Source organism: Pseudactinotalea suaedae (assembly GCF_009733815.1).
Taxonomy (GTDB): Bacteria; Actinomycetota; Actinomycetes; order Actinomycetales; family Beutenbergiaceae; genus Pseudactinotalea; species Pseudactinotalea suaedae.
The window spans coordinates 1-26,163 of the sequence record NZ_WNXY01000016.1; the positions used below are offsets into that span (position 1 = coordinate 1).

The 26,163-nt window shown below is 72.7% G+C and carries 25 protein-coding genes; 8 read left to right on the top strand and 17 right to left on the bottom strand.

Features of this window, described 5'->3' with window-relative positions:
• The 5 genes from GPA04_RS20725 to GPA04_RS20745 form a co-directional block, all read right to left on the bottom strand.
• On the bottom strand, nucleotides 1-749 hold a 749-nt coding region (locus GPA04_RS20725), incomplete at its 3' end, for a carbohydrate ABC transporter permease (protein ID WP_156226132.1).
• A 3-nt stretch (nucleotides 750-752) separates the two neighbouring features.
• Complete coding sequence (locus GPA04_RS20730) at nucleotides 753-2,069, bottom strand: ABC transporter substrate-binding protein (RefSeq protein WP_162458689.1); 1,317 nt, start codon at nucleotides 2,067-2,069, stop codon at nucleotides 753-755.
• Nucleotides 2,070-2,239: 170 nt separating this feature from the next.
• A complete protein-coding gene (locus GPA04_RS20735) occupies nucleotides 2,240-3,262 on the bottom strand; it encodes a ketopantoate reductase family protein (RefSeq protein ID WP_156226134.1) in 1,023 nt (340 codons plus the stop codon).
• A gap of 115 nt (nucleotides 3,263-3,377) precedes the next feature.
• Nucleotides 3,378-4,865: an AMP-binding protein gene (locus GPA04_RS20740; RefSeq protein ID WP_162458690.1), complete on the bottom strand. Its 1,488-nt coding sequence runs from the start codon at nucleotides 4,863-4,865 to the stop codon at nucleotides 3,378-3,380.
• The gene (locus GPA04_RS20745) at nucleotides 4,862-5,704 is read right to left on the bottom strand and encodes an SDR family NAD(P)-dependent oxidoreductase (RefSeq protein WP_162458691.1); all 843 of its coding nucleotides are present in this window, start codon (nucleotides 5,702-5,704) and stop codon (nucleotides 4,862-4,864) included. The genes GPA04_RS20740 and GPA04_RS20745 overlap by 4 nt, the downstream gene beginning before the upstream one ends.
• Nucleotides 5,705-5,758: 54 nt before the next feature.
• On the opposite strand from GPA04_RS20745, the gene galE reads away from it, so the two are divergent.
• Nucleotides 5,759-6,757: a UDP-glucose 4-epimerase GalE gene (gene galE / locus GPA04_RS20750; RefSeq protein ID WP_156226137.1), complete on the top strand. Its 999-nt coding sequence runs from the start codon at nucleotides 5,759-5,761 to the stop codon at nucleotides 6,755-6,757.
• A gap of 2 nt (nucleotides 6,758-6,759) precedes the next feature.
• Nucleotides 6,760-7,806 (top strand): DUF1990 domain-containing protein, encoded by a 1,047-nt coding sequence (locus GPA04_RS21070; protein WP_162458692.1) that lies wholly within the window; start codon nucleotides 6,760-6,762, stop codon nucleotides 7,804-7,806.
• A gap of 6 nt (nucleotides 7,807-7,812) precedes the next feature.
• On the opposite strand, the gene GPA04_RS20760 is transcribed toward GPA04_RS21070, so the two are convergent.
• The 8 genes from GPA04_RS20760 to GPA04_RS20795 form a co-directional block, all read right to left on the bottom strand.
• Nucleotides 7,813-9,543, bottom strand: coding sequence for a DUF6345 domain-containing protein (locus GPA04_RS20760; protein ID WP_156226138.1), 1,731 nt, complete (start codon nucleotides 9,541-9,543; stop codon nucleotides 7,813-7,815).
• A 77-nt stretch (nucleotides 9,544-9,620) separates the two neighbouring features.
• The gene (locus GPA04_RS20765) at nucleotides 9,621-10,418 is read right to left on the bottom strand and encodes a methyltransferase domain-containing protein (RefSeq protein WP_156226139.1); all 798 of its coding nucleotides are present in this window, start codon (nucleotides 10,416-10,418) and stop codon (nucleotides 9,621-9,623) included.
• Nucleotides 10,408-11,217 (bottom strand): HpcH/HpaI aldolase/citrate lyase family protein, encoded by an 810-nt coding sequence (locus GPA04_RS20770; RefSeq protein WP_436277935.1) that lies wholly within the window; start codon nucleotides 11,215-11,217, stop codon nucleotides 10,408-10,410. Before GPA04_RS20770 ends, GPA04_RS20765 begins: the two co-directional genes overlap by 11 nt.
• Nucleotides 11,214-11,714 carry a MaoC family dehydratase gene (locus GPA04_RS20775; protein WP_156226140.1) on the bottom strand — a complete coding sequence of 167 codons (501 nt, stop codon included), beginning with the start codon at nucleotides 11,712-11,714 and terminating at the stop codon, nucleotides 11,214-11,216. The genes GPA04_RS20770 and GPA04_RS20775 overlap by 4 nt, the downstream gene beginning before the upstream one ends.
• A 40-nt stretch (nucleotides 11,715-11,754) precedes the next feature.
• Nucleotides 11,755-12,936 (bottom strand): acyl-CoA dehydrogenase family protein, encoded by a 1,182-nt coding sequence (locus GPA04_RS20780; RefSeq protein WP_156226141.1) that lies wholly within the window; start codon nucleotides 12,934-12,936, stop codon nucleotides 11,755-11,757.
• A 28-nt stretch (nucleotides 12,937-12,964) separates the two neighbouring features.
• Nucleotides 12,965-14,851, bottom strand: a complete 1,887-nt coding sequence (locus GPA04_RS20785; RefSeq protein WP_156226142.1) for an acetyl/propionyl/methylcrotonyl-CoA carboxylase subunit alpha — start codon at nucleotides 14,849-14,851, stop codon at nucleotides 12,965-12,967.
• Nucleotides 14,852-14,856: 5 nt separating this feature from the next.
• Nucleotides 14,857-16,473: a carboxyl transferase domain-containing protein gene (locus tag GPA04_RS20790; protein ID WP_156226143.1), complete on the bottom strand. Its 1,617-nt coding sequence runs from the start codon at nucleotides 16,471-16,473 to the stop codon at nucleotides 14,857-14,859.
• 71 nt (nucleotides 16,474-16,544) lie between these two features.
• Nucleotides 16,545-17,255 carry a hypothetical protein gene (locus GPA04_RS20795; RefSeq protein ID WP_156226144.1) on the bottom strand — a complete coding sequence of 237 codons (711 nt, stop codon included), beginning with the start codon at nucleotides 17,253-17,255 and terminating at the stop codon, nucleotides 16,545-16,547.
• A gap of 113 nt (nucleotides 17,256-17,368) precedes the next feature.
• Between GPA04_RS20795 and GPA04_RS20800 the strand changes: the two genes are divergently transcribed.
• The 5 genes from GPA04_RS20800 (at nucleotide 17,369) to GPA04_RS20820 (ending at nucleotide 21,669) form a co-directional block, all read left to right on the top strand.
• The gene (locus GPA04_RS20800; protein ID WP_156226145.1) at nucleotides 17,369-17,872 is read left to right on the top strand and encodes an RNA polymerase sigma factor; all 504 of its coding nucleotides are present in this window, start codon (nucleotides 17,369-17,371) and stop codon (nucleotides 17,870-17,872) included.
• Complete coding sequence (locus GPA04_RS20805) at nucleotides 17,869-18,636, top strand: hypothetical protein (RefSeq protein ID WP_156226146.1); 768 nt, start codon at nucleotides 17,869-17,871, stop codon at nucleotides 18,634-18,636. The genes GPA04_RS20800 and GPA04_RS20805 overlap by 4 nt, the downstream gene beginning before the upstream one ends.
• Nucleotides 18,637-18,758: 122 nt before the next feature.
• Nucleotides 18,759-19,757, top strand: coding sequence for a putative F420-0 ABC transporter substrate-binding protein (locus tag GPA04_RS20810; protein WP_156226147.1), 999 nt, complete (start codon nucleotides 18,759-18,761; stop codon nucleotides 19,755-19,757).
• The gene (locus tag GPA04_RS20815) at nucleotides 19,754-20,875 is read left to right on the top strand and encodes an iron chelate uptake ABC transporter family permease subunit (protein ID WP_194238975.1); all 1,122 of its coding nucleotides are present in this window, start codon (nucleotides 19,754-19,756) and stop codon (nucleotides 20,873-20,875) included. The genes GPA04_RS20810 and GPA04_RS20815 overlap by 4 nt, the downstream gene beginning before the upstream one ends.
• Nucleotides 20,872-21,669: an ABC transporter ATP-binding protein gene (locus GPA04_RS20820; protein WP_156226148.1), complete on the top strand. Its 798-nt coding sequence runs from the start codon at nucleotides 20,872-20,874 to the stop codon at nucleotides 21,667-21,669. Before GPA04_RS20815 ends, GPA04_RS20820 begins: the two co-directional genes overlap by 4 nt.
• Before the next feature lie 369 nt (nucleotides 21,670-22,038).
• On the opposite strand, the gene GPA04_RS20825 is transcribed toward GPA04_RS20820, so the two are convergent.
• Genes GPA04_RS20825 through GPA04_RS20840 form a run of 4 tightly spaced genes read right to left on the bottom strand, consistent with a single transcriptional unit; the run spans nucleotide 22,039 to nucleotide 25,274 of the window.
• A complete protein-coding gene (locus tag GPA04_RS20825; RefSeq protein ID WP_156226149.1) occupies nucleotides 22,039-22,794 on the bottom strand; it encodes an MBL fold metallo-hydrolase in 756 nt (251 codons plus the stop codon).
• Nucleotides 22,791-23,375, bottom strand: a complete 585-nt coding sequence (locus tag GPA04_RS20830; protein ID WP_156226167.1) for an ASCH domain-containing protein — start codon at nucleotides 23,373-23,375, stop codon at nucleotides 22,791-22,793. Before GPA04_RS20830 ends, GPA04_RS20825 begins: the two co-directional genes overlap by 4 nt.
• Before the next feature lie 38 nt (nucleotides 23,376-23,413).
• Nucleotides 23,414-24,391 carry an NAD-dependent epimerase/dehydratase family protein gene (locus GPA04_RS20835; RefSeq protein WP_156226150.1) on the bottom strand — a complete coding sequence of 326 codons (978 nt, stop codon included), beginning with the start codon at nucleotides 24,389-24,391 and terminating at the stop codon, nucleotides 23,414-23,416.
• Nucleotides 24,392-24,437: 46 nt separating this feature from the next.
• Nucleotides 24,438-25,274, bottom strand: a complete 837-nt coding sequence (locus GPA04_RS20840; protein ID WP_162458693.1) for a helix-turn-helix domain-containing protein — start codon at nucleotides 25,272-25,274, stop codon at nucleotides 24,438-24,440.
• A gap of 73 nt (nucleotides 25,275-25,347) precedes the next feature.
• Here GPA04_RS20840 and GPA04_RS20845 point away from each other — a divergent pair, with 73 nt between their 5' ends.
• On the top strand, nucleotides 25,348-26,163 hold the full coding sequence (locus GPA04_RS20845; protein ID WP_156226152.1) for a phytanoyl-CoA dioxygenase family protein: 816 nt from the start codon (nucleotides 25,348-25,350) through the stop codon (nucleotides 26,161-26,163).

A 26,163-nucleotide genomic window follows, 5' to 3' on the forward strand; every position in this document is an offset into this window, starting at 1 on the left:
GACTGGAACGCCCCGATGATCTGCAGCACCAGGTTGAAGAAGATGATCGGGGACAGCAACGGCATCGTGATCTTGACGAACTTCCCCACCCGGCCCGCCCCATCCAGGGACGCCGCCTCGTAGTACATCGTCGGGATCTGGCGCAAGCCCGCCAGGAAGATCACCATCGGCGAGCCGAACGTCCACACGTGCAGCAGGATCAGCGTCCACAACGCATACTCCGGGTCCGAGACATACCCGGTGGTGGCATTGATGCCGAAGGCCTGCAGCACCTGGTTCACCAGACCCGTGGTGCCGAAGATCTGCCGCCACAACAACGCGATCGCGACCGACCCACCCAGCATCGAGGGCAGGTAGAACACCGACCGGTAGATCGGCAACCCCCGCATCCCCTTGTCCAGCAGCAGCGCGATCGCCAACGCCAGGATCAGCTGCAACGGCACACCCACCACCACATAGGTGAACGTCACCTTCAACGACTGATGCAGCCGCGAATCCTCCAGCATCCGCGCATAGTTCTCCAACCCGACGAAGTTCGGCGACTGGATCAAGTTGTAATCGGTCAACGACAGATACAACGACGCCAACATCGGGCCCAGCGTGAACGCGAACAGCCCCACCAACCACGGCAGCAGGAACAGATACCCCGCCTTGTTGTCACGGCCGGCCTCCTTCCGCGCCGCCGCACGCTCCTCCGGGGTACGGGCCTTGCCCGTCTTGAGCTTGGACAGCTCAGAGATCGCGCTCATGCATCACCCGCCGATGGCGGCGGTCAGCTCGTCGTGGAAGCCCTGCGCGGCGCCGGCCGCGTCGAGGTTGCCGAAGAGCATGTCGGTCGCATAGCGCAGCAGCAGCGAGCCGAACTGGCCACCGCCGGGCGGCGGCGCGATCGGGGTCTCGCCCAGCTCGGGGACGATGTCGTTGATGAGCTGCAGCACCCGCTGCTGGGGCTCGGAGAGCATCGGCTCGATCGCAGCTGCCACCTCGGTGTTCGGGGGGATGCCACGCTCGGCGAGATCGATCTCAGCCGACTCAGGTGTGTTGATGATCCAGTTGATGAACTTCACCGCAGCCTCGGGGTCGGCGGTGCGCGCGGACACCGACCACAGCATCGAGGCCTTGTACCAAGCCTTGCGGGTCGCGGCGTCACCCTCGAGGCTGGGGAACCTCAGCATCGTGATCGTCTTGCCCGAGGCCGCCTCGGCAGCCTCCAGCTGGTTCGACCAGTACATCGCCATCGCCGTCCTGCCCACGATGAACTGCCCCTGGTCGAAGGCGACCGAGGAGTCCTCGGTGATCTCGGAGGCGCTCGGGATCGCCCCGGCATCGGCGAACCGCTGATGGAACTCCAGCCACGTGGTGACGTCCTCGACCGTGAAGCCGAGCTGGCCCCCCTCGACGAAGAGCTCCTTGCCCTGCTGGCGCAACCAGGCGCTCATCATCGCGTCGTTGGAGATGAACGTGGACGTGCCGATCACCTCGCCACCGGAGGCCTCGCTGATCGCCGTCGCCAGCGTCAGCCAGTCGTCCCACGTCCAGGTCGTGTCATCGGGCATCTCCACGCCCAGGCCGGTGACCAGCTCGGCATCGACCATGATCGTCGGGGTGTTGATGCCGGCACTGACACCGAAGGTCTTGCCCTCCAGGACGCCGGAGTCGGCGGTGCCCTCGACGAACTTCGAGGTGTCGATGCCGTGCTCGGCCAGATCCAGCAGCGCCCCACGGGCGCCGTACTCGGTGATGTAGGCCATGTCCATCTGGATCACGTCCGGCGAGGTGTTGCCGGCGGTCTGGGTGGCGAGCCGGTCCCAGTAGCTGGACCACTCGCCGGGCTGCTCCTCGATGGTGACGTCCGGGTTCGCCTCCAGGTAGGCCGCGACGAACTCGGTGGTGTTGGCGTTGCGCACCTCGTTGCCCCACCAGGTGAACGTGAGCGAGGTGCCGTCGCCGCTCGCGTCCCCGCCACCACCGGTGCCACCGCCCCCGCGGCTGCAGCCGGCGAGGCCGAGACCGGCGCCCACGGCGCCCATCGAGGCGAGGGTCAAGAACTGCCGTCGTGAGGTACCCATCATGGGCCTTTCGCGTCGTTGTCGAGAGGGTCGGGACCAGCCCGGAGAACCCAGGCACGTGGCCGTCATGCTAGGTCGGGGCGACGCAAAATGAAACGACACATCGAGAATTGCAGGGACTTGCCTCCGCAGCGCGGGCTCGCGCTCGGATCCCGCCACCGCGGCTGGGCTCAGGTCCCGCCGAGCGTCCGTGCGCGAAGCTCGACCGGACTCATCGCTCCGGGCTTGGCCGACTGCGCGACGGCGGTGCGTACGAGTGAGGCCAGTGCGGCGTTGATCGGTGCGCTCCGACCGAGACGGTGGGCGATCGCGACGATCTCCCCGTTCAGGTAGTCGGTCTCGGCCGAACCGGTGCCGCGCTGCAGCGACTGCCAGGTCGAGCCGCCCATCTGCTCGGGTGCCCCGGGCACCGGGGCCGAGGTGAGCAGATCGCGGGAGGCACGCTCCTCCGCGTCGGAGTTCATCACGATGCCTGCTGCCTGGTAGAGCTCGCGCGCCTCGAGACGCGCGGCGTCGGTGACGTCGTCCCCGAGGCTGCCGTCACCGAGCAGCGCCTGCACGGCGTTGCCCAGGTTGCCGAGCAGCTTGCGGTACTTCCAGGGCATCACGTCGTCCGGTGTCGGGACCTGGACGCCGGCGCGGCCCCAGTCCTCGACGACCCGGGCCAGCAGGGCGGCGTCCTGGTCGTCGGCGAGCGCGGCCGGGTACCGGGAGGCATGGAGGATGGCGCGCAGCGGCGCACAGCGGACGACGACCTCACCCGGCTTCGCGAGCACGGCGGGCATCCACACGCAGACCCCGTACACCCGGGCGAACCAGCGCAGCGCCATGTCCTCGCTGGCGACGCCGTTCAGCGCCGTGAGGATCGGGAGCCGGTCCCCCGCCCGGCCGATGACGCCCCCGTCCTCGTGCACCGGGGCGTCGGCCCAGGTGGCGAGCGCGTCGGCGGCCTGGTGGGTCTTGGTGGTGAGCACCAGCACGTCGTCGGAACGGAGCTCGACATCCTCCGGCGCCGCCGCGACCTGGGGCCGGCACGTGATCACGCCGTCCGGCATCCGCACCGTCAGCCCCGTCGCGGCCATCGCCGCGAGGTGCTCACCGCGCGCCACCAGCAGCACCTCCGACCCCGAGTCGGCGAGCAGCCCGCCGACACCCGCCCCGATCGCGCCTGCCCCGATCACCACGTATCTCATGTGCCTAGCCTGCCCGATCGGCGCCCGCCAGGTGCCGTCGTCTCGTCCGTCGACGTCGCTCTCGTGCCGTCCGCGCGTACCCGGTGCGTGCGCGGGACAGGGCAGGTGCGCACGGTCAGGCCCGTTCGACCCGTCGCGGGGCGCTCGCGGTGCCGAGCTCGCGGCGGGCACGCGTGCGCAGCTCGGCGAGGTCGGCCTCGCCGGTGACCTCGACGCTCAGCTCGTGACCGAGCTCGGCGTGCTCGAGCACGCTGACGACGGCGGAGCTCACCCCGGGCTGGTCGGCGAACCACGCCTGGACCCGCGCGAGCGACACGTTGTGACCACCGATGACGAGGAGCTCGTCGGCCCGCCCGTCCAGGAACAGCCGACCGTCCTCGTCGAGGTGGCCGAGGTCACCGACCGCGATCTCGCTCGCGGGCGCGTCGACCGCATGCCACGGCGAGGTCACGCGCACCTGGCCCACGGCGCCGGGCGGGAGCACGGCGCCGTCGTCGTCGACGATCTCCACACGCACGCCGGCCGCCGGGCGGCCCACGGTCCCGGGCGCCTCGCGGAGGTCGTCCGGGGTCGCGATCGTCGCGGTCCCCGCCTCGCTGGAGCCGTAGAAGTCGACGACGTCCGACGCCAGCAGCCGCTGCGCGCGCACCACCAGCCCGGTGCCCAGCGGCGCGGACCCTGTCGCGATCCGTCGCAGCGTCGGCAACCCCGGTCCGGGGACACCTGCGGCGGCCTCCACCTCCAACGCCTCGAGCACGCGTGCCAGCTGCGCGGGCACCACGGCGAGCACCCCGGCGGCGTGCTGGTGCACGAGCTCGATCAGACCCGCGCCGTCACGACCGTGCGCCAGCACGGCGGGCGCCCCGACGACGAGGGCCGCCGTCAGCACCGCGAGCCCGTGCCCGTGCGACAGCGGTGGCGAGATCACCACCGCCTCGTCCCGGTGCAGCTCCAGCGCGCGCATCAGGCTGAGCACGGTGGCGAGCTGGCCGATGCCGGCGCCACCTCGGTGGGTCGCCCTCGGTGTGCCGGTCGTGCCGGACGTCAGCAGCCGCAACGTTCCCGCGCGTCGCGGCCGCGGCACCGAACGCAACGACCGTCCCGGCGAGCGACGCGCCAGCGCGAGCACATCCAGCACGCGCGCGTGCGGCGCAGCCTCGCGCACGTCCGCGACCGTCGCGTCGTCCGCCAGCACCACGTCCACGTCCGCCAGCGCGGCCGCCAGCACCTGCGTCCCCGCCGACGCCGGCACCAGGGCGGTGTCCAGCCCGAGCGCCCCGGTCGCGGTCACGGCGGCCACCAGCCCGCGGTGCCCGGCCGCGCACACGCCGATCTCGCGCGAGGCCCCGTGCCGCACGGCAGCCGCCACCGCCGCGGCGATGCTGTCGACCGCGGCCTCGAGCTCGCTCCCGGTCAGCGGCCCGAGGTCGTCGACCAGCAGCACCTTGCGAGGGCGGCCGCGGGCCGCTGCGAGCGCGACACCGGACAGGCTCGCGCCGTACCGGAGGGTCGCGGGCAACCCTCGGATGTCGGTCGGTCGCCACTGCCCGGCGACGCCGACGGCGTCCGGGACCGCGTGCCAGACCGGTGTCCGTGCGCTCACGAGGCCCGCCGCCAGGCCGCCGTCGAGATCCGGTCGACCAGGCTCGGCAACGCCGAGGTGGCCACGCCGCCGAGGCGACCCCACCAGGGCGAGACGACCCGGGAGCGCGTGAGGGCGGCACGGCAGACCCAGGTCGCGGCGTCGTCGGCGGACAACGACGGCAGGCGCGAGTGCCGGTACGTGGGAGCGCTCATCGCGGTGCGGGTCAGCGGCAGGTGGATCGAGGTGACGGCCACGCGGTCGCGGCGCAGCTCGGGCGAGATCGCACGCAGCCAGGCGTCGAAACCGGCCTTGGTCGCGGCGTACACCGACCAGCCCGGCCCCGGCAGCGCCATACCGACCGTCCCCACCGAGATCAGCTGCCCGCTCCTCGCCTGCCGCATCGCTGCCAGCAACGGGAGCGCGAGCGCGATCGGGCCGAGCATGTTGACGCCGGCGAGCCGGGTGACGTCGTGGAGGCGGTCGGTGTAGTCGGCGAGGTCACGGCGGATGCTGTGCCCCGCGTTCGACACGAGCAGCGCGGGCGCGCCGTGCGCGGAGACGATCCGCTCCGCGGCCGCCGTCGCCGCACCGAGGTCACGCAGGTCGACCGGGATCGCCGTCGCGGATCCACCGGTGCTCGCGACCTCCGCGACGAGGTCCTCGAGCGCGTCGGCGCCGCGCGCGAGCAGCACCACGTGCGCGCCGGCCGCTCCGCAACGCAGCGCCACCTGCCGGCCGACGCCGCGCGAGGCCCCGGTGACCACCACCGGGCGCCCGCCGAGCAGCTGACGCAAGGCTCCGCCGTCGACCTGGTGCGGGCGCATGCCCAGCAGGGCCGCGACAGGTGAGCTGCTCATGCGCTCATCCTCCCGTACGCCTACCATGGCGGCTGCGAGCGAGGGAGAGGGACGATGAAGGTTCTCATCACCGGCGGAGCCGGCTACATCGGAAGCACCGTCGGGCTGGCGTGCCAGGACAAGGGATGGGACGTCGTCGTCCTGGACGACCTGTCCACCGGCCGGCCCGAGTTCACCGAGGGCACGTCCTTCTACCAGGGCGACATCGCCGATCACGCGCTGATCGCCCGGATCTTCGCCGAGCACCCGGACATCGAGGCGACCGTGCACTGCGCCGCGAAGATCGTGGTGCCCGAGTCCGTGGCGGACCCGATCGGGTACTACCGCAACAACGTGGCCAAGACCATCGAGCTGCTCGACTCGCTGCGCCGCGAGGGCTGCACGCGGCTGCTGTTCAGCTCCTCGGCGTCGATCTACGAGCCCGAGCCCGACCTGACTGTCAACGAGAGCTCCGCGCTGAACCCGCAGAGCCCGTACGCGGCCTCCAAGATGCTGTGCGAGCGGATCATGGCCGACGTGGCCGCCGCGACCGATCTGCGCACGCTGTCGCTGCGCTACTTCAACCCGGTCGGCGGCGACCCGGACCTGCGCACCGGTCTCCAGAACCCCAAGCCCTCGCACGCCCTCGGCAAGCTCGTGGACGCCTACACCTACGGCGACGTGTTCACGATCACCGGTGTCGACTGGGCCACGCGCGACGGCTCCGCGATCCGCGACTACATCCACGTCTGGGATCTCGCGAAGGCGCACGTGGCCGCGCTCGAGCACTTCGACGAGGTGTGCACGCCCGAGGAGCCGTACGCGGTGATCAACATCGGCACCGGCACCGGGTCGACCGTGCGCGAGCTGGTGGCCGCGTTCACCGAGGTCGTCGGTGAGGGCAACCTCGACGTCGTCGAAGGTCCGCCCCGCCCGGGCGACGTGATCGGCTGCTACACGACCTCCGATCTCGCGGCCACCAAGCTCGGCTGGAGGGCCGAGCTCAGCATCGCGGACGCGATCAGGACCGCGCTCGAGTGGGCGAAGGTGCGCCCGGAGCGACTCGGCGCCTAGGCATGAGGCCCGCGCGGCTCACGCTGCTGCCCGAGGTCGAGGCCGCGCGGCTGCGCACGCTCGACCTCACCTACCCCACGGGCGAGGTGCTCCCGGCGGGTCATCGCTCCTTCTCCCGCAGCGCTGTCATCGGGCAGGGTCGTGCCGCGTTCGAGGCGGCCGTCGAGGCGGTGCTGCACTGGCGGGTCCAGCTGCACTCCGGGATCGCCGTCGCCGCGTCGGAGGCGGCGGTCGAGCTCGGGAGCGTGGCCCGGCTCCGGGTCCCGGTGGGACCGCTGCGGCTGACGGCGTACTGCCGGGTCGTCGAGATCGTCGACGAGCCCGACCGTGGCGGGTTCGGTTACGGCACGCTTCCGGGCCACCCGGAGTCCGGGAAGGAGTCGTTCGTCGTGACGATCGACTCCCAGGAGCAGGTCCGCCTGGAGATCACGGCGTTCAGCCGCCCGGCGAGCTGGTACGCCCGGCTGGGCGGCCCGGTGACGGACGCGGCGCAGGACGCGATGACCGAGCGGTACCTGCGCGCACTCGCGGCCGCCGCCCGGCTCCCCGACGCCGAGACCGCGCGGCTGCGCGCGCTCGACCTCACCTACCCCGAGGTGGGCGGCCGACCACCGGGCTTCTGGGGCTACGAGATGTCGGGCGTGATCGGCCGTGGCCGGGAGTGCTTCGAGCGCGCCGCCGCCCAGGTGCTCGCGCACGAGGTGTTCCTGCGCTCGGGGATCGGCGTCGCCTCCTCCCGCTCGACGGCGGAGCTCGGGTCGGTCCTGCGGGTGCGGATCCCGGTGGCGTTCCTGCGGTTCACCGGGTTCTCCCGGGTGGTCGAGGTCGTGGACGAACCCCGGCGCCGCGGGCTGGCGTACGGCACTCTGCCGGGGCACCCGCAGTCCGGACGCGAGGACCTCGTCGTCGAGATCGACGAGCGGGAGGTGGTGCGGTTGCACGTGACCGCGTTCTCGCGGCCGGTGGCCTGGTATGCCCGGCTGGGTCGCCCGGTCGCGCGGGCCCTGCAGCTGCGGATGGCGCGCAGGTTCCTGCACGCCATCCGCTGACCTCGCTCAGCAGGGCGACCACTGGCAGACGCGGTACTGCCCGCCGCCGCGGATGTCCGGTCCGACCGAGCCATGACCCCAGAGATGGTCGCCGCCGGTCGAGCCCGCCGCGCTGCCGATGGACAGCGCGCCGGCGTAGACGTCGGGACCGTACGGGTCGCCCCAGCCGTTGGTCGAGGGCTGGATCTCCTGAGCGGTGCGGAACCACGCCTGCGTCAACGTCATGCCCGACCTGGCGTAGGAGGCGAACCGGCGGCCCTCCTCGGTGTTGTCGTAGGTGACGGCGGCGTATCCCAGCAGCACGTGCATGCCGTCGAAGATCCCGCGCCACCGGTCGAACACGCTGCCGCCCCCGTTGATCGCGTCGTCCTGCAACGGACCGCAGGCCGCGACGACCGCCCACTCGAGGTTCTCCTGACCCCAGTGGTCGGAGGGGCTGTTGGGCTGGGCGCCCACGTCGGAGCTGTGCAGCCAGTCGCTGTTCCCGCCGGTCGCGAGCATCCAGCCGTCCGGGCTGGCGTGACCGGTGTAGAAGACGATGTCGACGTCGTCGACGTAGCTGTCGTCGTTCGACAACCAGTCGGACTTCCACGCGTTCTGGTTGCCCCAGTTGAAGCGCCGTGACCATCCTTCCGCCGTCATCTCGTCGACGAAACCCTGCGCGTTGGCCTGGCTGCCACCCAGCCCGCCGAACTCGCCGATCCACGAGGCACCGAACGAGCGCGGGCGCAGCGCCTCCCAGATGAAGGGGTAGAGCTGCAGGTCGAGCTGGGGCTTCACGTACACGTTGCCGTTCGGTCCGCGGGTGAGCAGGTCCGAGGCGCGCACGCCGTGCCGCTCGAGCACCGAGGTGCTGACCGTGAGCGTGCTCGGCAGCACCTGACCGGGCACCACGAGGTGCTTGAGGTCGGGGAACGCGCCGGGTTCGGCACGCGGCGGCGTCTCGGACTCCGGAACCCCGATCTCGCCGACGTCGGTCGCCGGGACGAGCCGCACCCGGCTCGGCACCCAGCGGTCCCCGTCCTGCACCTCGGCGCTGACCGCGTACACCGGGAACATCAGCTCCTGCCCGCTGAAAGCCGGAGCGCTGTAGTACCCGAGGGTGCTGCCGGTGATCCTGACGTCCTTGCGGCGCGTGCTGATGCCGGCCTGCCTGAGGGCCTGCGCCTGCGTCAGCAACGGCCGCTCGTCCACGGCGTCGGCGTCGCGCCACACCCCGTGCGCGCCGGTGACCTGGCCGCCGTCACCCACCGTGGCTCGGAACCGGCCACCCCCGCCAAGCATCGGGATCGCCTCACCCGGGATGTCGTCACGGTCGGAGACGTCGACCACGACCTCCTGCCCGAACGTGGCCTCACCGCTGCGGGTGGTGCGCTTGCTCCCCCGCTCCGTGACGGTCCTCGCCTGCCGGACCGTCCCCTTCGTGAGGCGGAACTGACGTCCCAGCTCGGGCAGCAACCGGACCCGCTGCAGCGCCTCGGTCGCGATCTCGGCGACGGCGGCCGGTCCGGGGATCTTGGTAGGAGCGGCGTCCCACAGCCGACCCAGGTCACCAGCCCAGACGCCGCCGCGCCCGCGGTCGACGTCCAGGTGCACCTCCGGCCCGCGGATGCTGGTGGCGGGACCACGGGTCTGTGCGGTCAGGTCGCGACCACCCAGCACGTCTCTCGTCAGGCGGTCGACGTCGATGTCGGTCTCACGGCCGGCATGCACGGTGAAGATCGGCAGCGTTGCCATCGTGGGGCTCCTCTCCTGCGCGGGGCGTGTCCCCGTACACCGATCAGGAGGGTGCGGGAGCACCGCTGATACCCGCGTCAGGACGGCCGCAGAGCCTTCAACCAGAAGCGCTTCATCGTCAACCGGACCTGCCCACCGTGCGTGCGGCGATGAAGGTCGAGCAGCGGGTCGGCGTAACGGTCGACCGTGAAGTCCGCAGGCGCCTCCCACGGCACCCGCTGCAGGTACGCGACCAGCGCCGCGACGTCGGTGAAGGTGTAGCCGCCGACTAGCTCGGCGCCGTCCACCACCTCCAGGCCGGCGTCCAGCAGCTCCTGCCGGAAGCGCCGATGCCTCACCTGCGGCGCCGTCGGCTCGTGCCCGAGCAGGTCCCGAAGCTCCCCCAGCTCGTCACCGCCGACCTGCTGGGTGAGGAACGCCCCGCCCGCAGCGAGCACGCGCGCGACCTCGGCCGGGTGGTACGCCTCGTGCCGGTTGAGCACCACGTCGAACGCGCCGTCGTCGAACGGCATGGTGGCCGGCTCAGGGTCGTCGTCGGGCTGGCCGAACTCGCGGACCTCGATCCCGTGCGTAGCCAGCGCGTCCCGGGCGACAGCCACGTTCGGCGCCCAGCCCTCGGTGGCGGTCACCACGGCGGGCCACGACACCCCGGACGCCGCTGCCCGCTCCTTGAGCCCGAGCAGGGTCTCGCCGCCGCCGGTGCCCATGTCGAGCGCGCATCTGGCGGCGCCGAGAGCCCGCACGCACAGCGCCGGGAAGTCCCACGGCGTCGGGTCGGCCCGCATGCGTCCCTCGAGGTCCGCGAAGCTCCAACCGGTGGGCTGCTCCCGCTCCTCCTCGCGCCAGCGCGCCAGCAGCTGACCCTCAGAGGCCACGGAGCACCCGGCGTGCCAGCACGAGCACGGGCTCGTCGACCATCTGCCCCTCGAACCGGAACACGCCGGGCCGCTCGCCGGCAGCGGTCAGCACCGCCCGCGCCCACGCGACCCGGTCCTCGCTCGGGCGGTACGCGTCGCGGACGACCGCGACCTGGTCGGGGTGCAGGCACGCGGTCGCGGCGAACCCGCTCGCGGCGGCGTCCTCGGCCTCGGCGCGCAGGCCGTCGTGGTCCCCGAGGTCGGTGTGCACGGCGTCGATCGCTGCCCTCCCGGACGCCCCCGCGGCGAGCAGCACGGCCGCGCGCGCGTGCACGGCGACGTCCCGGTACCGCCCGGACGGCCACCTGCTCGCCGTCCCTCCCAGTGAGGCGACCAGGTCCTCGGCACCCCACATCAGCGCGACCACACCCTCCGCCGCAGCGATCTCCGCCGCTGCCACCACGCCACGGGCGGTCTCGACGAGGGCGACGACGTCGTACCCCGCCAGCGCCCCGACGTCGGCGATCGACTCGGTCTTGGGCAGCATCACGGTCCGGTATCCCGTGCCCGCGAGCGCCTCCAGATCCGCCGCGAGCTCGCCGGACCGCGCCCCGTTCACGCGCACGATCGTGCGCGCCGGGTCCAACGGGCTCGCCCGCAGCGCGTGCCGCGCCGCCGGCTTGTCGGCGGGGGCGACGGCGTCCTCCAGGTCGAGGATGACGGCGTCGGCGCGCTCGCCGGCCTTGGCGTACCGGTCCGGGCGGTTCCCGGGGCAGAACAGCAGCGCCGGCCCCATCGTGAACGCGTCAGTGCTCACCGACCGGCACCCGCCTCGTGCGCCAGGTGGTCCGCCTCGCTCGACCACATCAGCACGCTGCGGGTGGCGACCGCGACCACGACCTCGTCCTGGTTGCGACCGGTGTGCTCGAAGGTCGCGATCCCCTGGCCCGGCCGCGAGCGCGACTCCCGCTTGGCCGTGAGGACCGTCTGGCCGTAGAGGGTGTCGCCGTGGAACATCGGCGCGGGGAAGCGGACCTCCTCGAAGCCGAGGTTCGCCACGATGGTGCCCTGCGTCAGGTGACCGACCGAGAGCCCCACGAGCGTCGCGAGCGTGAGCATCGAGTTCACCAGCCGCTGCCCGAACGGCTGCGCGGCGCTGTAGGCGGCGTCCAGGTGCAGCGCCTGAGGGTTCATCGACAGCGTCGAGAACAGCACGTTGTCAGCCTCGGTGATCGTGCGCCCCGGCGCGTGCCGGTAGACCACGCCCTCGCTGAGCTCGTCGAGATAGAACCCTCGCTGCTGCACCTGCTCCATCGCTCCTCCGCCTCGATCATCCCGCACGCTGCCCACGAGATCACACGCCGCCACCGGAGAGCCCGAGCGCCCGGGCGATCACCATCAGCTGCACCTCGCTCGTCCCCTCGCCGATCTCGAGGATCTTGCTGTCCCGGTAGTGCCGCGCCACCACGGTGCTGTTGAGGAACCCGTAGCCGCCGAAGATCTGCGAGGCGTCGTGCGCGCACGCCACCGCGGCCTCGCTCGCCACCAGCTTCGCCATCGACGCCTGCTTCTTGAAGGGTTCACCGGCCGCCATCAACCGTGCCGCCTCGACCCACGCGAGCCGTGCGGTGTGCACCTTGGCCGCCATCCGCGCGATCGTGAAGGCGATGTGCTGGCTCGCCTCGAGCGGCCGGCCGAACACCACCCGCTCCTTGCTGTAGCGGATCGCCTCCTCCAGGCAGCCCTGTGCGGCGCCGGTCGCGAGCGCCGCGAACGCGATCCGCCCCTCGTCGAGGCACGCGACGGCGTAGGCGAACCCGCGACCCCGCTCCCCCAGCATGGCGGCGGTGGGCACGCGCACGTCGGTCAGCGTCAGCGGGTGGGTGTCGGAGGTGTGCCAGCCGATCTTGTCGTAGGAGGGCCCGACCTCCAGCCCCTCGCTCGGCACCGGGACGAGGAACGCGGTGAGCTCGGGCGCGGTGCTGCCGTCGGGCCTGGTGATCTCGCCGGTCACCGCCGTGACGGTGACCAGCCGGGTGATGTCGGTGCCCGAGTTGGTGATGAACTGCTTGGTGCCGTTGAGGACCCAGTGATGGCCGTCGAGCACGGCGGTGGTCTCGGTGGCGCCGGCGTCCGAACCCGCGCGCGCCTCCGTCAGCCCGAACGCGGCCAGCGCCTCGCCCGCGGCGAGCATGGGCAACCACGCGTCGCGCTGCTGCTGGGAGCCGAACCGCAGGATCGGCATCGCTCCGAGCCCGATCGCGGCCTCCAGGGTGACCCCCAGGCTCTGGTCCACGCGGCCGATCTGCTCGACCGCGAGGCAGAACGCGGTGTAGTCGCCCTCGGGTGTGGAACCCCCGTAGCGAGCCGGGAACGGGAGGGCGAACAGACCCATCTCGCCCATCTGGCGGATGATCGCGTAGGGCAGCGTCTGCTTGGTGTCGTAGTCGTAGGAAGCCGGCGCGACGACCGTGTCGGCGAGCTCCCGGACCTGCTCGGCCAGCGCTACCTGTGCGGGGGTGAACCCGTACTCCATCGAAGACTCCTTCGTCCGATCTCGTGGATCATTGCGAACCCGGGCTCCGGTCTTGTGGACCGCCCGGGTGGGGGTGAACGGTGGCGAGAACCTGGTCGGCTGTGACCGTCTCGCCGTGCCTGACGGCAAGCACGAGCGTACCGGCGACCGGCGCCGTCACGGGGTTCTCCATCTTCATCGCCTCGACGACGGCGATCACCTCGCCGGCCTCGACCGCCGCCCCGTCCGTGGCCGGGACCGCGATCACCGTGCCGGGCATCGGGGTGCGGACCTGCGGGTCCGGTGCCGCTCCCGCACGCACGCGGCGGGACCGCTCGACGGCCTCGTCGCGGGTGCGTCGGCGCACCGCCCAGGTGTCGCCGTCGCGCCACACCCACGCCGTCCCGTTCTCGACGGCGGAGCGCACCCCGGTGGGTGGCTCACCGGGGACCGGGGTCTCGTAGGCACGATCGCCCAGCAGCAGCGTGATCGTCGGGGTCCGGTGCTCCCCCACCCGCCAGCCGGACCGCACCGCCCAGGGCGAGGCACCGCCGTCGGGCTCGGGACGGAGCGCGAAGGCGGCGGCCGCGAGCGCCTGGTCGTCCGGCTCGGCGGGCGGGGGCGGCTCGAAGGAGTCGAGGAAGGCGGTGTCGGCGCCCGCATCGCGGACCTGCGGCGCGATGAGCACCGCACGCAGGTAGCTGAGGTTGGTGTGCACGCCGAGCAGCACGGTCTGGGCGAGCGCGGCGTCGAGCCGTTCGATCGCCTCCGCGCGGCTGGCTCCGTGCGCGATCACCTTGAGCAGCATCGGGTCGTAGTCGGCCGTGACCACCGAGCCCGACCACACGCCCGAGTCGATCCGCACCCCGGCCGGCTCGCTCACCTCCAGCAGCCGCCCGGTGCTCGGCACGAAGCCCCGGTCGGGCCGTTCGGCGTACACGCGCGCCTCGACCGCGTGCCCGGTCTCGGTGAGCTCACCCAGCCGCAGCTGCTCGCCCGCCGCGACCCGGAGCTGGGCCTGCACGAGATCGACGCCGGTGACCGCCTCGGTCACGGGGTGCTCGACCTGCAGCCGGGTGTTCATCTCCAGGAAGTACCACTGCCGCGGATCCTCGCCAGAGACGAGGAACTCCACCGTGCCGGCCCCCACGTAGCCGACGCTCGCCGCCACCCGCGCCGCCGCCGCCACGATCGCCTCGCGCACCTCCCCCTGCGGGTACGGCGCCGGTGCCTCCTCGATGACCTTCTGGTGCCGGCGCTGCAGCGAGCACTCCCGCAGCCCGAGAACCTCGAGGTGGCCGTGCCGGTCCCCGAGCACCTGCGCCTCGATGTGCCGCGGCTGCCGCACCAGCCGCTCGAGCAGCAACGTGTCGTCGCCGAACGCCGCGGCCGCGACGCGCTGCGCCGCCGCGAGCGCCGCGGGCAGGTCCGCGGGGTCGCGCACGATCTGCATGCCCTTGCCGCCGCCACCCGCGCTGGGCTTGACGATGAGCGGGTAGCCCACGTCCTCGGCGCGAGCCGGATCGGTCGTGCCCGGCACGACCGGCACGCCGAGCGCCGCCACGTGCGCCCTGGCGGCGATCTTGTCGCCCATCAGCCGCAGCGCGCGCTCGTCGGGGCCGACCCACACGAGCCCCGCTGCCGTGCACGCGGCCGCGAGCACCGGGCTCTCCGACAGGAACCCGTAGCCCGGGTGGATCGCCTGCGCACCCGCACGCAGCGCGACGTCGACGATCGCGGCGGCGTCGAGGTAGTCGGGGATCTCGAACGCGAGGTCTGCCTCCTGGACATGGCGGGCCGGGGCCGGCCCGCCGTCGGGAGCGGTGAACACCGCGACAGCCGTGCCACCCGACCGGCACACGGCCGTGATCACCCGCACCGCGATCTCGCCGCGGTTGGCCACCAGGACACGCTCGAACGGACGCCCCGTCGTCATCTCCCTCACATCCTGAACAGGCCGAAGCGGGGCTCGGGCAGCGGCGTCCGGGAGACGACGTCGAGCGCCAGCCCGAGCACGGTGCGGGTGTCCGCGGGGTCGATCACGCCGTCGTCCCAGAGCCGGGCGGTCGCGTGGTATGGGCTGCCCTGGGCCTCGTAGCGCTCCCGGATCGGGGCGGCGAACGCCTCCTCGTCCTCGGGCGACCACTCCTCGCCGCGCGCGGCCAGCTGGTCGCGGCGCACGGTCGAGAGCACCGACGCCGCCTGCCGCCCACCCATCACCGAGATTCGCGCACCCGGCCACATCCACAGGAACCGGGGCGAGTACGCGCGCCCGCACATCGAGTAGTTGCCCGCGCCGAAGGATCCGCCCACCACGACCGTCAGCTTCGGCACCCGGGTGGTGGCGACCGCGGTGACCATCTTGGCGCCGTCCTTGGCGATACCGCCGGCCTCGGCGGCGCTGCCGACCATGAAGCCCGCGACGTTCTGCAGGAACAGCAGCGGGATGCCGCGCTGGTCGCACAGCTCGATGAAGTGGGCCCCCTTGAGCGCGCTCGCGCTGAGCAGCACGCCGTTGTTCGCGACGACGCCCACCGGGTGGCCGTGGATGTGCGCGAACCCGGTCACGAGGGTGGTGCCGTACTCGGGCTTGAACTCCACGAGCTCGCTGCCGTCGACGACCCGGGCGATCACCTCGCGGGGGTCGTAGGGCTGGTTGACGTCGGTCGGCACCGCTCCGTACAGGTCCGCCGGGTCGACCACGGGCTCACGGACCTCGCGCACCTGCCACGCGGGCTCGGCCGGCGGCGGCAGCGTCGCGACCATGTCACGCAGGATCGCGAGCGCGTGCTCGTCGGAGTCGGCGAGATGGTCGACGACGCCGCTGGTCCGGGCGTGCACCTCGCCGCCGCCGAGCTCCTCGGCACTGACGACCTCGCCGATCGCAGCCTTCACGAGCGGCGGCCCGCCGAGGAAGATGGTGCCCTGACCGGCGACGATCACCGACTCGTCCGCCATCGCCGGCACGTAGGCGCCGCCCGCGGTGCAGGACCCCAGCACGGCGGCGAGCTGCGGGATCCCGTCCGCGCTCATCCTCGCCTGGTTGAAGAAGATCCGCCCGAAGTGCTGGGCGTCCGGGAAGACCTCGTCCTGCATCTCCAGGTTCGCCCCGCCCGAGTCCACCAGGTACAGGCACGGCAAGCGGTTCTCCGCCGCGATCTGCTGCGCACGCAGGTGCTTCTTCACGGTCAGCGGGTAGTACGCGCCACCCTTGACCGTGGCGTCGTTGCACACGATGAGAACCTCGCGGCCCGCCACCCTGCCGATGCCGGCCACGACACCGGCACCCGGGCACTCGCCGTCGTACATGTCCTCAGCGGCGAGCGGCGCGATCTCCAGGAACGGGCTGCCCTCGTCGAGGAGCTCGTCGACGCGCTGCCGCGGCAGCAGCTTGCCCCGCGAGAGATGGCGCTCGCGGGAACGTTCCGGGCCCCCTCGCGCGGCCCTCGCCAGCCGCTCGCGCAGCTCGGCCACGAGGGCACGCTGGCCCTCATCGTTCGCCCTGTACGCCTCGCTCGCCGGGTCGACGGCGGTGGTCAGCGTGGTCCTCGTCGGCATCGACGCTCCTTCGCGCGGGGGTGGCCCGCTGGCGCAAGGATGTCACGACGGCGCCGCCGCCGAGAACGTCCTCAGAGGACGCCGCAGGCCGAGCCCCAGTTCGTGTTGACGCCGAGACCGACGTACTTCCAGATGTGGGCGGAGTACCCCGCGTAGGAGGGCGAGTAGACGGTCAGGCTGCGGCGGGTGCCCTTGCTGTAGCTCGAGGTCGAGCTGGTCGCGATCGTGTCGCCCGTGGGGCAGCCGCTGGCGCTGCTGGAGATCCGGTACAGCTTGAGGAACGCGCTGATGGTGCCGGAGCCGCCGTACTGGAAGCTGGTGGAGATGTAGCTGCCGGAGCGGGAGATGCAGATCGTTCCCGGCCCCGAGGTGCCCGAGCAGTCGCTGCCCGGCGCGACGGCCACGCGCATGCCGCCGTCGATGCTCTCGCCGCCGCCGTCGAAGGCCAGCTCCGCGGTGAGCGCGCTCCCGCAGATCTCCTCCCGCTCGACGACCGTGACCGCGAGGTCCTCGGGCGCGCCCGCCTCGGCGTTGGCGACCGGGTCGACCACCTCGGTGATCTCGACGTCGAGCAGGCGGCAGCCGTCGGCGGCAGAGAGCGCCTCCCAGTCGGTAGCCTCGAGCTCGTCGGCCGCGTCATCGGCCAGCGCATACCAGGTGGCGTCGGTGACCTCACCGGTACCCGGGTCGTCCGCAGCCGCGGGGGTGCTGACCAGACCGGCGATCACCAGCGCGAGCATCCCGGCGCTGATCGCGACACGGCGCATGAACGGCTGGACCATTGGACATTGATACACCACGGTAGGAGGACCCTCCTCGGACGCGTGACCCATGTCACATGTAAGCACGAGGAGGGACCGGACATCTACACAGGTGAGGCGGGACGGGACGACGGATGAAGGCCGGCACCCGAGAGCGGTTCGAGGCGCTGTACTGGCGCACGCACCGTGATCTGGCGGCCTTCATCCGTCGGAGGGTCCCGCCCGACGCGGTGGAGGATGTGCTGGCGGAGACGTTCGTCGTCGCGTGGCGCCGGTTGAGCGACATCCCGAGCGAGGAGCGCGCGTGGCTGTTCGGGGTGGCGCGCAACGTCATCCGCAACACCTACCGGGCGGAGGCGAGGCAGCGTGCGCTGCATGTGCGCGTCGCCGAGGGGACGACCGATCGCGTCGAGTCGTTCGACGACGCGATCGCGACGCGGGCGGAGCTCGCCCACGCCTGGAACCAGCTGTCCGAGACCGAGCAGGAGGTGATCGCCCTCGTGGCATGGGACGGCCTCAGCAACCCTGAGGCCGCGCAGGTCCTGGGCGTGACCACCTCGGCCTACGCGGTCCGGCTGTTCCGCGCCCGGCGGCGCCTGCTTCACCTGCTCGAGCGCAGTTCGGGGGGTGCTCGATGAGGCAGCCACTGCTGGATGCGGTCCGCGGCCTGGACCCCGCTGCCGGTGCACCGGACATCGACGGCGACGCGATGCTGGCGCGGATCCGCTCGCGCGCCCGCCGGGGGCAGGCCGGCGACGTCGCGCACCTCGTGCCTGCCGCGCGCTCGCGCCCGGCGCGCCGGCTCGCCCTCGGTGCTGCCGCGCTGAGCGCCATCGTGGCGATCGCCCTCGTGCTCACGCTCACGCAGAGCGGTCCGCAGGCGTACGCGAGCTGGGTCGCCCAACCCACGCTCGTCCCTCCGGAGACGGCGGGAGAGATCTGCCCGGACACCGAGCTCGGGCGCCCGATCGAGCCGGTGCTCGGCGAGCAACGGGGTGAGTACACGTACGTGGTGCTCGCCGGCGACAACGTCTTCACCCAGTGCCTGATCAGCACGGCCGGCGACGAGCTGTTCGTGGTGGCGGAGGGCGCCGAGCCCGGCGTCGAGGACGCGCTCGAGCTCGGCAGCGCGCCCGCGCTCGTGCTGATCCCTGGAACGCCATGGGGATTCGAGGGTGGCGAGGGCCCGATCACCACGGTCGTCGGTCTCGCCGGCGGCGACGTCACCGGCGTGCGGGTCACCACCACAGACGGGGTCAGCGCCGACGCTGCCGTCGTGGACGGCTGGTGGTCGGTCTGGTTCCCCGGTGACGTCGAGGTCTCGGACGATCTCGTGCTCGTGACGCCGGAGGGCGAGAGCACCTACAGCCTGGGAGGTCTGCTGGCGCCCGGCCTCGGCTAGGCTGGTCCTGGACTCCGAGGCCGATCTGCCTCGGCGCTCTCGGCTCGATCTGGCCGGGCGTCCCCGGCATCTTTCTGCCGGACGACTCGCCCTGCCCGCCACGGTCCTCCTGGAGCCCCCTCGTGTCCCTCCGCCGCCTCGGCGCCTGCGCCACCCTCGCGACGCTCGCCGTCCTGCTCACCGCCTGCTCCGCGGGCAACGCCGACCCCGCACCCACCGGGGCCGGCGACCCCACCGACCCCGGGGGCGGGTACCCCGTCACGGTCGACAACTGCGGCACCGAGGTGAGCCTCGAGGCCCCTCCCGAGCGGATCGTCACGATCAAGTCCTCGACGACGGAGCTCGCGCTCGCGCTCGGCGTGGGCGACCGCCTCGTCGGTGCCGCCTTCCTCGACGGCCCCTTCCCGGAGGAGATCGCCGAGGCGGGCGCGCAGGTGCCGGTGCTCGCCGAGCGGGCGCCGTCCTCGGAGATCGTGCTCGGCGCCGAGCCGGACCTGATCTTCGCGGGCTGGGAGTCCAGCTTCGCTGCCGACGGGATCGGTGAGCGCGCCGAGCTGGCCGCGCTCGGGGTCGAGACGTACGTCGCACCGGCAGCCTGCCAGGCCGACGGCTACCGCCCCGACCCGCTGACCTTCGACTCGGTCTTCGACGACATCATCGAGGCCGGCGAGCTGCTCGACGCGCGTGAGGAAGCGGCGGCGCTCGTGGCCGAGCAGCAGGAGGCGCTCGCGCAGGTCACCCCCTCGGAGGCGGGCCTGACCGCCCTCTGGTACTCCTCGGGCTCCGACACGCCGTTCGTCGGGGGTGGCATCGGAGCCCCCCAGATGATCATGGACGCCGTCGGCCTGGAGAACATCGCCTCCGACCTGGACACCTCGTGGGGCTCGATGGGCTGGGAGAGCGTCGTCGCCGCCGAGCCGGACGTCGTCGTGCTGGTCGACTCCGCCTGGAACAGCGCGGACAACAAGATCTCCGTGCTCGAGGCCAACCCGCTGACCGCGGCCCTGCCCGCCGTGCAGGAGGGCCGCTACCTGATCGTCGACTTCGCGGCGACCGAGGCCGGAATCCGCAACGTCGACGCGGCGGCCTCGCTCGCCGAGCAGCTGGACGCGATGCCGTGACCTCTCGCCTGGACACCCCGACGACGACGGCGCAGCCCTCCGCGCGCCGTCGTCTTCCGGTGCCCTGGCTCGGGATCGGTCTGGTGCTGCTGCTCGTCTCGATCCTGCTCGCGATCGTCATCGGACCCGCCTCGGTGGCCGGCCCCGCCCCGATCACGCCGTTCGACGTGCTGGGCTCGGCCTGGCACCACCTCAGCACCTGGCTGGCCGAGCGCGGATTGCCGGTGACCGCATCCGAGAACCCGCTCTCGCTCGTGCGCGACGGCATCATCTGGCAGGGTCGCGCACCGCGAGCGCTGGCCGCCGTGCTCGTCGGTGCGGGTCTCGCGCTGTGCGGCGTCGTGCTGCAGGCCGCCACCCGGAACCCGCTCGCCGACCCCTACCTCCTCGGCATCTCCTCGGGCGCGGCCCTGGGCGCCGTGGCGGTGCTGATCCTGGGGATCGCGGTGCCGCTGCCGATCGCCGCCTTCGTCGGCGCGGTGCTGGCGCTGCTCGCGACGCTGGCGCTCGCGGGGATCGGTGGCCGGCTCACCGCCAACCGCGCGGTGCTCGCCGGCGTGGCCGTCGGTCAGGCGGCAGCGGCCGGCGTCTCCTTCATCATCTTCTCGACGGCGCAGGGCGACTCCTACCGCGACATCCTGGGCTGGTTGATGGGCACCTTCGGGGCGGCGAGCTGGAGCTCGGTGCTGATCGCGCTGGTCGCGCTGGTGGTGCTCGGCGGCATCCTGCTGGGGTTCAGCCGCACCCTCGACGCGTTCGCCTTCGGTGACACCGCTGCGACAGCTCTGGGCGTGGACGTGCCGCGGACGCGGTGGTTGCTGCTGATCCTCAGCGCGCTGCTCACCGGTGCGATGGTGAGCGTGAGCGGCGCGATCGGCTTCGTCGGCCTCACGGTGCCGCACGTGGTGCGGCTGCTGCTCGGGCCGGAGCGCTCGGGGAACGCGGCGCTGGCCCGGACCAGCGCCGCCGTCGGTGGCATCTTCCTGCTCTGGGCCGACACCGTGGCGCGGACGGTGTTCACGCCGCTCGAGGTCCCGGTCGGGGTGCTGACCGCGCTGCTGGGTGCACCCGTGTTCGCCTTGCTGCTGCTGCGCAGCCGTCGGCGCGGTGAGTCATGAGCCAGACGCTGACCGCCGTGGACCTCACCGTCGACGGGCTCGGGTACCGGGTCGACGGCATCGACCTGCTGCAGGGCGCCTCGCTGCACCTGCGCGCGGGCACGGTGACCGGCCTGCTCGGCCCGAACGGGTCCGGCAAGTCGACGATGCTGCGACTGGTGGTCGGAGCGCTGCCCGCGAGCGCGGGGACGATCGCGGTCACCGAGGACGGCACGAGCATCGACCTGGCAAGCATGCGGCGACGCGAGCGGGCACGCCGGATGGCGCTGGTCGAGCAGGACACGCACGCCGAGGTGCCGCTGCTGGTGCGGGACGTCGTGGCGCTGGGGCGGATCCCGCACGAGCGCCGGTTCGCGAGCGCTGTCGAGGGCGAGGCGATCGTGGCCGACGCGATCGAGCGCGCCGGCGTGAGCGCGCTCGCCGACCGGAGCTTCGACACCCTCTCCGGTGGTGAGCGCCAGCGCGTGCAGCTGGCCCGGGCGCTCGCGCAGCAGCCGCGGGTGCTGCTGCTCGACGAGCCGACCAACCACCTCGACCTCGCCGCCCAGCTCGACATGGTGCGGCTGCTGCGCGAGGTCGCCGACACCGGCGTGGCCGTGCTCGTCGCACTGCACGACCTGGCCCAGGCCGCCCAGACCTGCGACGAGGTGGTCGTGCTCCGTTCCGGCGAGGTCGCCGCGGTGGGCGACCCCCACGAGGTGCTCTCCCCCGCCCTGCTGGCCCAGGTGTGGCGGGTGCGCGGCGAGTGGGTCACCGGCACGCACGGCCGCGCCCTGGTGGTCAGCCCCCTCTGACCTGCCCCTCCCCACCGGTTTCAACGCACTTCCGACCACGTGCAGGTTTCAACGCACTTCCGACCGGGTGCGGGTTTCAACGCACTTCCGACCGGGTGCAGGTTTCAACGCACCTCCGACCGGGTGCGCTCCTCGTCGCAGGCGGGAAGAACTGGGCGCCGAACGCGGCGTGGCGCGCTGGTGAACGTTCACATCCGCGAAGAGCGACGACTTCTGCCCGCCTCGTCCTCCGACGCAGCTCACACCGACTGGCCGCAGCGTTCCTGCGACGTCCTCGTGACGTCGACCGATCGGGCAGCCGCCGGTGCGGTGCGGCCGCACCGAGCAGATGCGAGCAGACGCGGAGGCACGCTAGGACCCGGAGGCAGGCTAGGACCCGGCCCTCATCAACCGCTGCAGGTGGGCGTGGTGCTCGGCCATGCCGAGGTGGCCGATCCGCGGGTCGTCGGAGTCGCCGCGGGTCAGCACGTCGTCGAGGTAGCGGCGGTCCGCGTCGAGCCGCGCGAGCGGGGCGGTGGTCGGTGTCCCGTGCCCCGGCACCAGCACCGCGGCCCGGGCGACGTACGGTGCCAGCACCTCGAGCCCGGCGAGGTAGGAGGGCAGGTCGTCGGGACCGAACGGCAGCGGGAGCTCGACGTCGGAGAGCATGTCTCCCGCCAGCAGCACCCCGCGCTCGGGCAGCCACACCGCGGTGTGGCCGGGCGCGTGGCCGTCGTGCACCACCAGCTCGGCCTCGCCCCACGGCTCGGGCAACCGGTCGCCGTCGGCCGTCGTGACCCGGCCGAGCAGCTCGAGCACGTCCGCGGGCCAGCCCGGCCCCATCTGTGCCAGCAGCGCGCTCGGCTCGCCGGCGGCCAGCTCGGCCGTACGCGGCGACGCCCAGCGGGGCACCTTCCCGAGACGCGGGTGCCACAGCAGGTGGTCGTGGTGGGCATGGGTGCTGAAGCCGGCCGTCGCGACGAGCCCCCGCTCGACCAGCAGGTCGGCGAGCACGTCGAGCTCGCCGAGGGTCCACGCGGGATCCACGAGCAGCGCCTCGCTCCCCCGCACGACCACCGTCGAGGTGGTCACGTCGATGGCGCTGGTGGTAACCAGCACGCCGTCGGCGACCTCGACGGCGGTCACGGTGCCGGGCGCGTCGCGGCGAGGTAGCTCTCGCCGCGGGGCGAGACCCGGTAGCCCACCGGGAAGCTCAGCGTCAGCCCGAGGTTCTTCAGCTTGCGCACGTCGAGCTTGAACGGGTCCCGCTCACGGCCGACCATCGTGGCCAGGTCCGGGGCGCGGCGCTCGGGGTTGGCGGCGATCAGCTCGAGCGTCTGCCGGGTCCACGGCCCGCTCGACGACGCCCGGTCCAGCCGGTCGAGCCGGGTCGTGATCGCGTCGATCTCCCCGGGCGTGAGGTCGGCGCGGTGGGCGAGCTCGTCGCGCTCGTCCGGTCCGTCGTGGAGGTGGAACTCGACCCGGTAGATCGGCAGCCCCGGATCGCCGGGGAGCTCACGCAGCAGCGCCGCAGCGCTGGGATAGCCGGCGCGGACCGCGTCGGCGCGGGTGATCGCGCGCGCGGGCACGACCTCGACGGCGTCCACGGCCAGCCGTCCCACGACCGTGCGGTACAGCCGGCCCGGCAGCACCTGCGGTCGCTTCCACCGGCGGAACGTCAGCGTGATCGTGCCCGCCTCGACCGCGGCCTTGTCCCGCATCAGCATCCGCACGGGCCCATCCTCTCGTGGAGACCCTTCTGCGCTCAGACGACCAGCGGGCCGGAGATCTCGAGCTCACCGTGATCGACGAGCCACCGGACCGCCTCGAGCACCGCGGCCTCGGGCTCATACCGCGGCGCGTAACCCAGCAGGGTCCTGGCCTTGTCGATCGTCATGACGTGGTTGCGATGCAGGTGGTTCCAGCTCACCTCGGCATGGTCCGGGGGCGTCAGCTCACGGAACCGCTCCCAGCCCACGGCCACCGGCGTCGCGGTCCGGCCGAACCAGCCGGCGGCGATGGCGAGGTAGCCGCGCACGGTGAGCGCCGTGGGCGCGACGATGCTGAAGTCCTCGCCGGCCGCGGCGTCTCGCCGCTCGATCGCACGCTCGAAGGCCTGGGCCACGTCGTCGGCGTGCACGTGGTGCATCGCCTCCGTGCCGCTGCCCGGCACCTCGATCACCCCGCCCTGCGACACCCGCGTCCACACGCCCGGGTCGAGGTTGCCGAGCGGACCGATCGGGTGCCATCCCGGCCCCGAGATGTGGCCGGGGTGCAGCGAGGTGGTCACCAGACCGCCCGCAGCGGTCTCCTCCTTGAGCATCCGCGCGATGCGCTCCTTCTCCACCCCGTACTCGTCGACCGGCGGCTCCGCCGCGTCGGAACCCTCCGCGATCGGGAGCTTGCGGCTGGGGCCGTGCCGCCAGATGGAACCGCAGTGCAGCAGGTGGTCGACGTTGCCGCGCAGCGCCTCCACGAGCGCGGTGGCGGATCCGAGCGTGAAGCAGACCAGGTCGACGACGACGTCGGCCTCCAGCGCGCGCACCGTCTCACCCCAGGTGCCTGCCTCGTCCTCGCGCTGCCGGTCGGCGACGACCTGGCGCACCTGCTCCCACTCCGGTGCGGGCAGGTACGGCTCGCGCGTCCCCCGGCTGACGTTGACGACCTCGTGACCGGCCCGCACGAGCCGCGGGACGAGGAAGGTGCCGATGTGGCCGCTACCGCCGATGACGACGACTCTCATGATGCTCCGATCTCGTGAGGGTGGTCCCCACCGGGACCATCCTCGCCTAGCTCTGCGCCAGCCGCTCGCTGCGTCGGCGCCACGCCCGCGGCGACAGGCCGCTGTCGCCACGGAACCGCCTCGAGAAGTAGAGCGGGTCCGCGTAGCCCACGCGGGCGGCGACCTGGGTCGCCGTCAGGTCGGTGTGGTCGAGCAGCTCACGGGCGGCGTCCAGCCGCACCCGCTCGACGGCGGCCATCACCGACATCCCTGTCGCCGCCTTGAGGGTCCGGCCCAGGTGCGAGGGCGAGACGCCGGCGACCGCCGCGAGCGAGTGCAGCGTGTGCGGCTCGGCGATGTGCGCGGCGACGTGCTCCAGCACCGCCAGCACGGCCGCATCGGTCCGACCGCTCCGAGCGCTCTCCGACGCCGCCCACAGCAACGCCTCCTCCACCGCGTTGAGCGCGAGTGCGCGGGCCTGCCCGAGCCCGGTCCGGTGGTGCGCGACCGCGCGGGCCAGCGCCACCTCCACCCGCTCGGCGACCACCGGGGAGAGGTCGAGCCGACCGATCCCCGGCGCGCACGGCGACCACTCCAGCAGCGGGAGCCAGTCGGCCCGCGGTTGCACGTGCGCCCACTGCACGTCCCAGGTCCCGGCGCTCGGCGCCGTCCCGAACTCCTGCGGCGCGTGCGGCCGGTAGGCGACGATCGAGCGCGGTGGCAGACCGATCCAGTCAGGTGACGTCGCGGGTCGGAGCCGACCGCCACCGGCGACCGTGTGCATGACGACCCACTCCGGCACCCCGTGCGGGCGGACGGTGTCGAAACCTGGCCCGACGCTCATCCGGCCGGGCAGCACGCCGTCGATCACCGGACCGGAGTCGTCTCGCCGCGCCCTGGTCACGAGGTCAGATTGTCCATGTTTCTGGTGCGACCGTCCATAGCGGCCGGCCGCGGCTCCCGGCACGCTGGGAGTCATGACAACCCTTGTGACCGCAACCGCCACCCGCCGCGAGCAGTACGACCGGGACGGCGTCGTCCAGGTCGAGGGCCTGCTCGACGCTGCGGAGATCGCCACCATCCGCGAGGCCTTCATGGAGCAGGTGGCGCGGGACCGCACCGCCGTCGGCGCCGTGAGCGAGGTCGCCGACGACGACGTCCTCTCCCGCTACCCCCGCTTCATGCAGCCTCACCGGCGGCCCGACCTCGAGATCGGTCGGATCGCCCGGAGGTACCTGAGCGACCGCCGCATCGTCGACGCCCTCACCGAGCTGGTCGGCCCGGTCTACGGCGCCCAGTCGATGTTCTACTTCAAGCCGCCGAGCGCCCGCGGCCAGGCGATGCACCAGGACAACTACTTCCTGCGCGCCCACCCCGAGACCTGCCTGGCCGCCTGGATCGCCGTCGACGACTGCGACGCCGAGAACGGTGCCCTCTCGGTGGTGCCGGGATCGCACACGATGGAGGTCGTCTGCCCCGAGGAGGCCGACGCCGAGGAGTCCTTCACGAGCGGCCTCGTGCGGCCACCCGAGGGCATGGAGGCCGTGCAGACGACGATGAGGGCCGGCGACGTGCTGTTCTTCCACGGCAGCCTCGTGCACGGATCGCTGCCGAACACCTCGACCGACCGGTTCCGCCGCTCGCTGATCCTGCACTTCGTGCCGCAGGCCAGCGTCGAGATCTCGCGCTTCTACCTGCCGCTCGTCGACCCGCTCACGGGCGCCGACGTCACGATCGACGAGGCGACCGGTGGCGGCCCGTGCGGCGAGGTCTGGGAGGGCGGCGCGCACTGA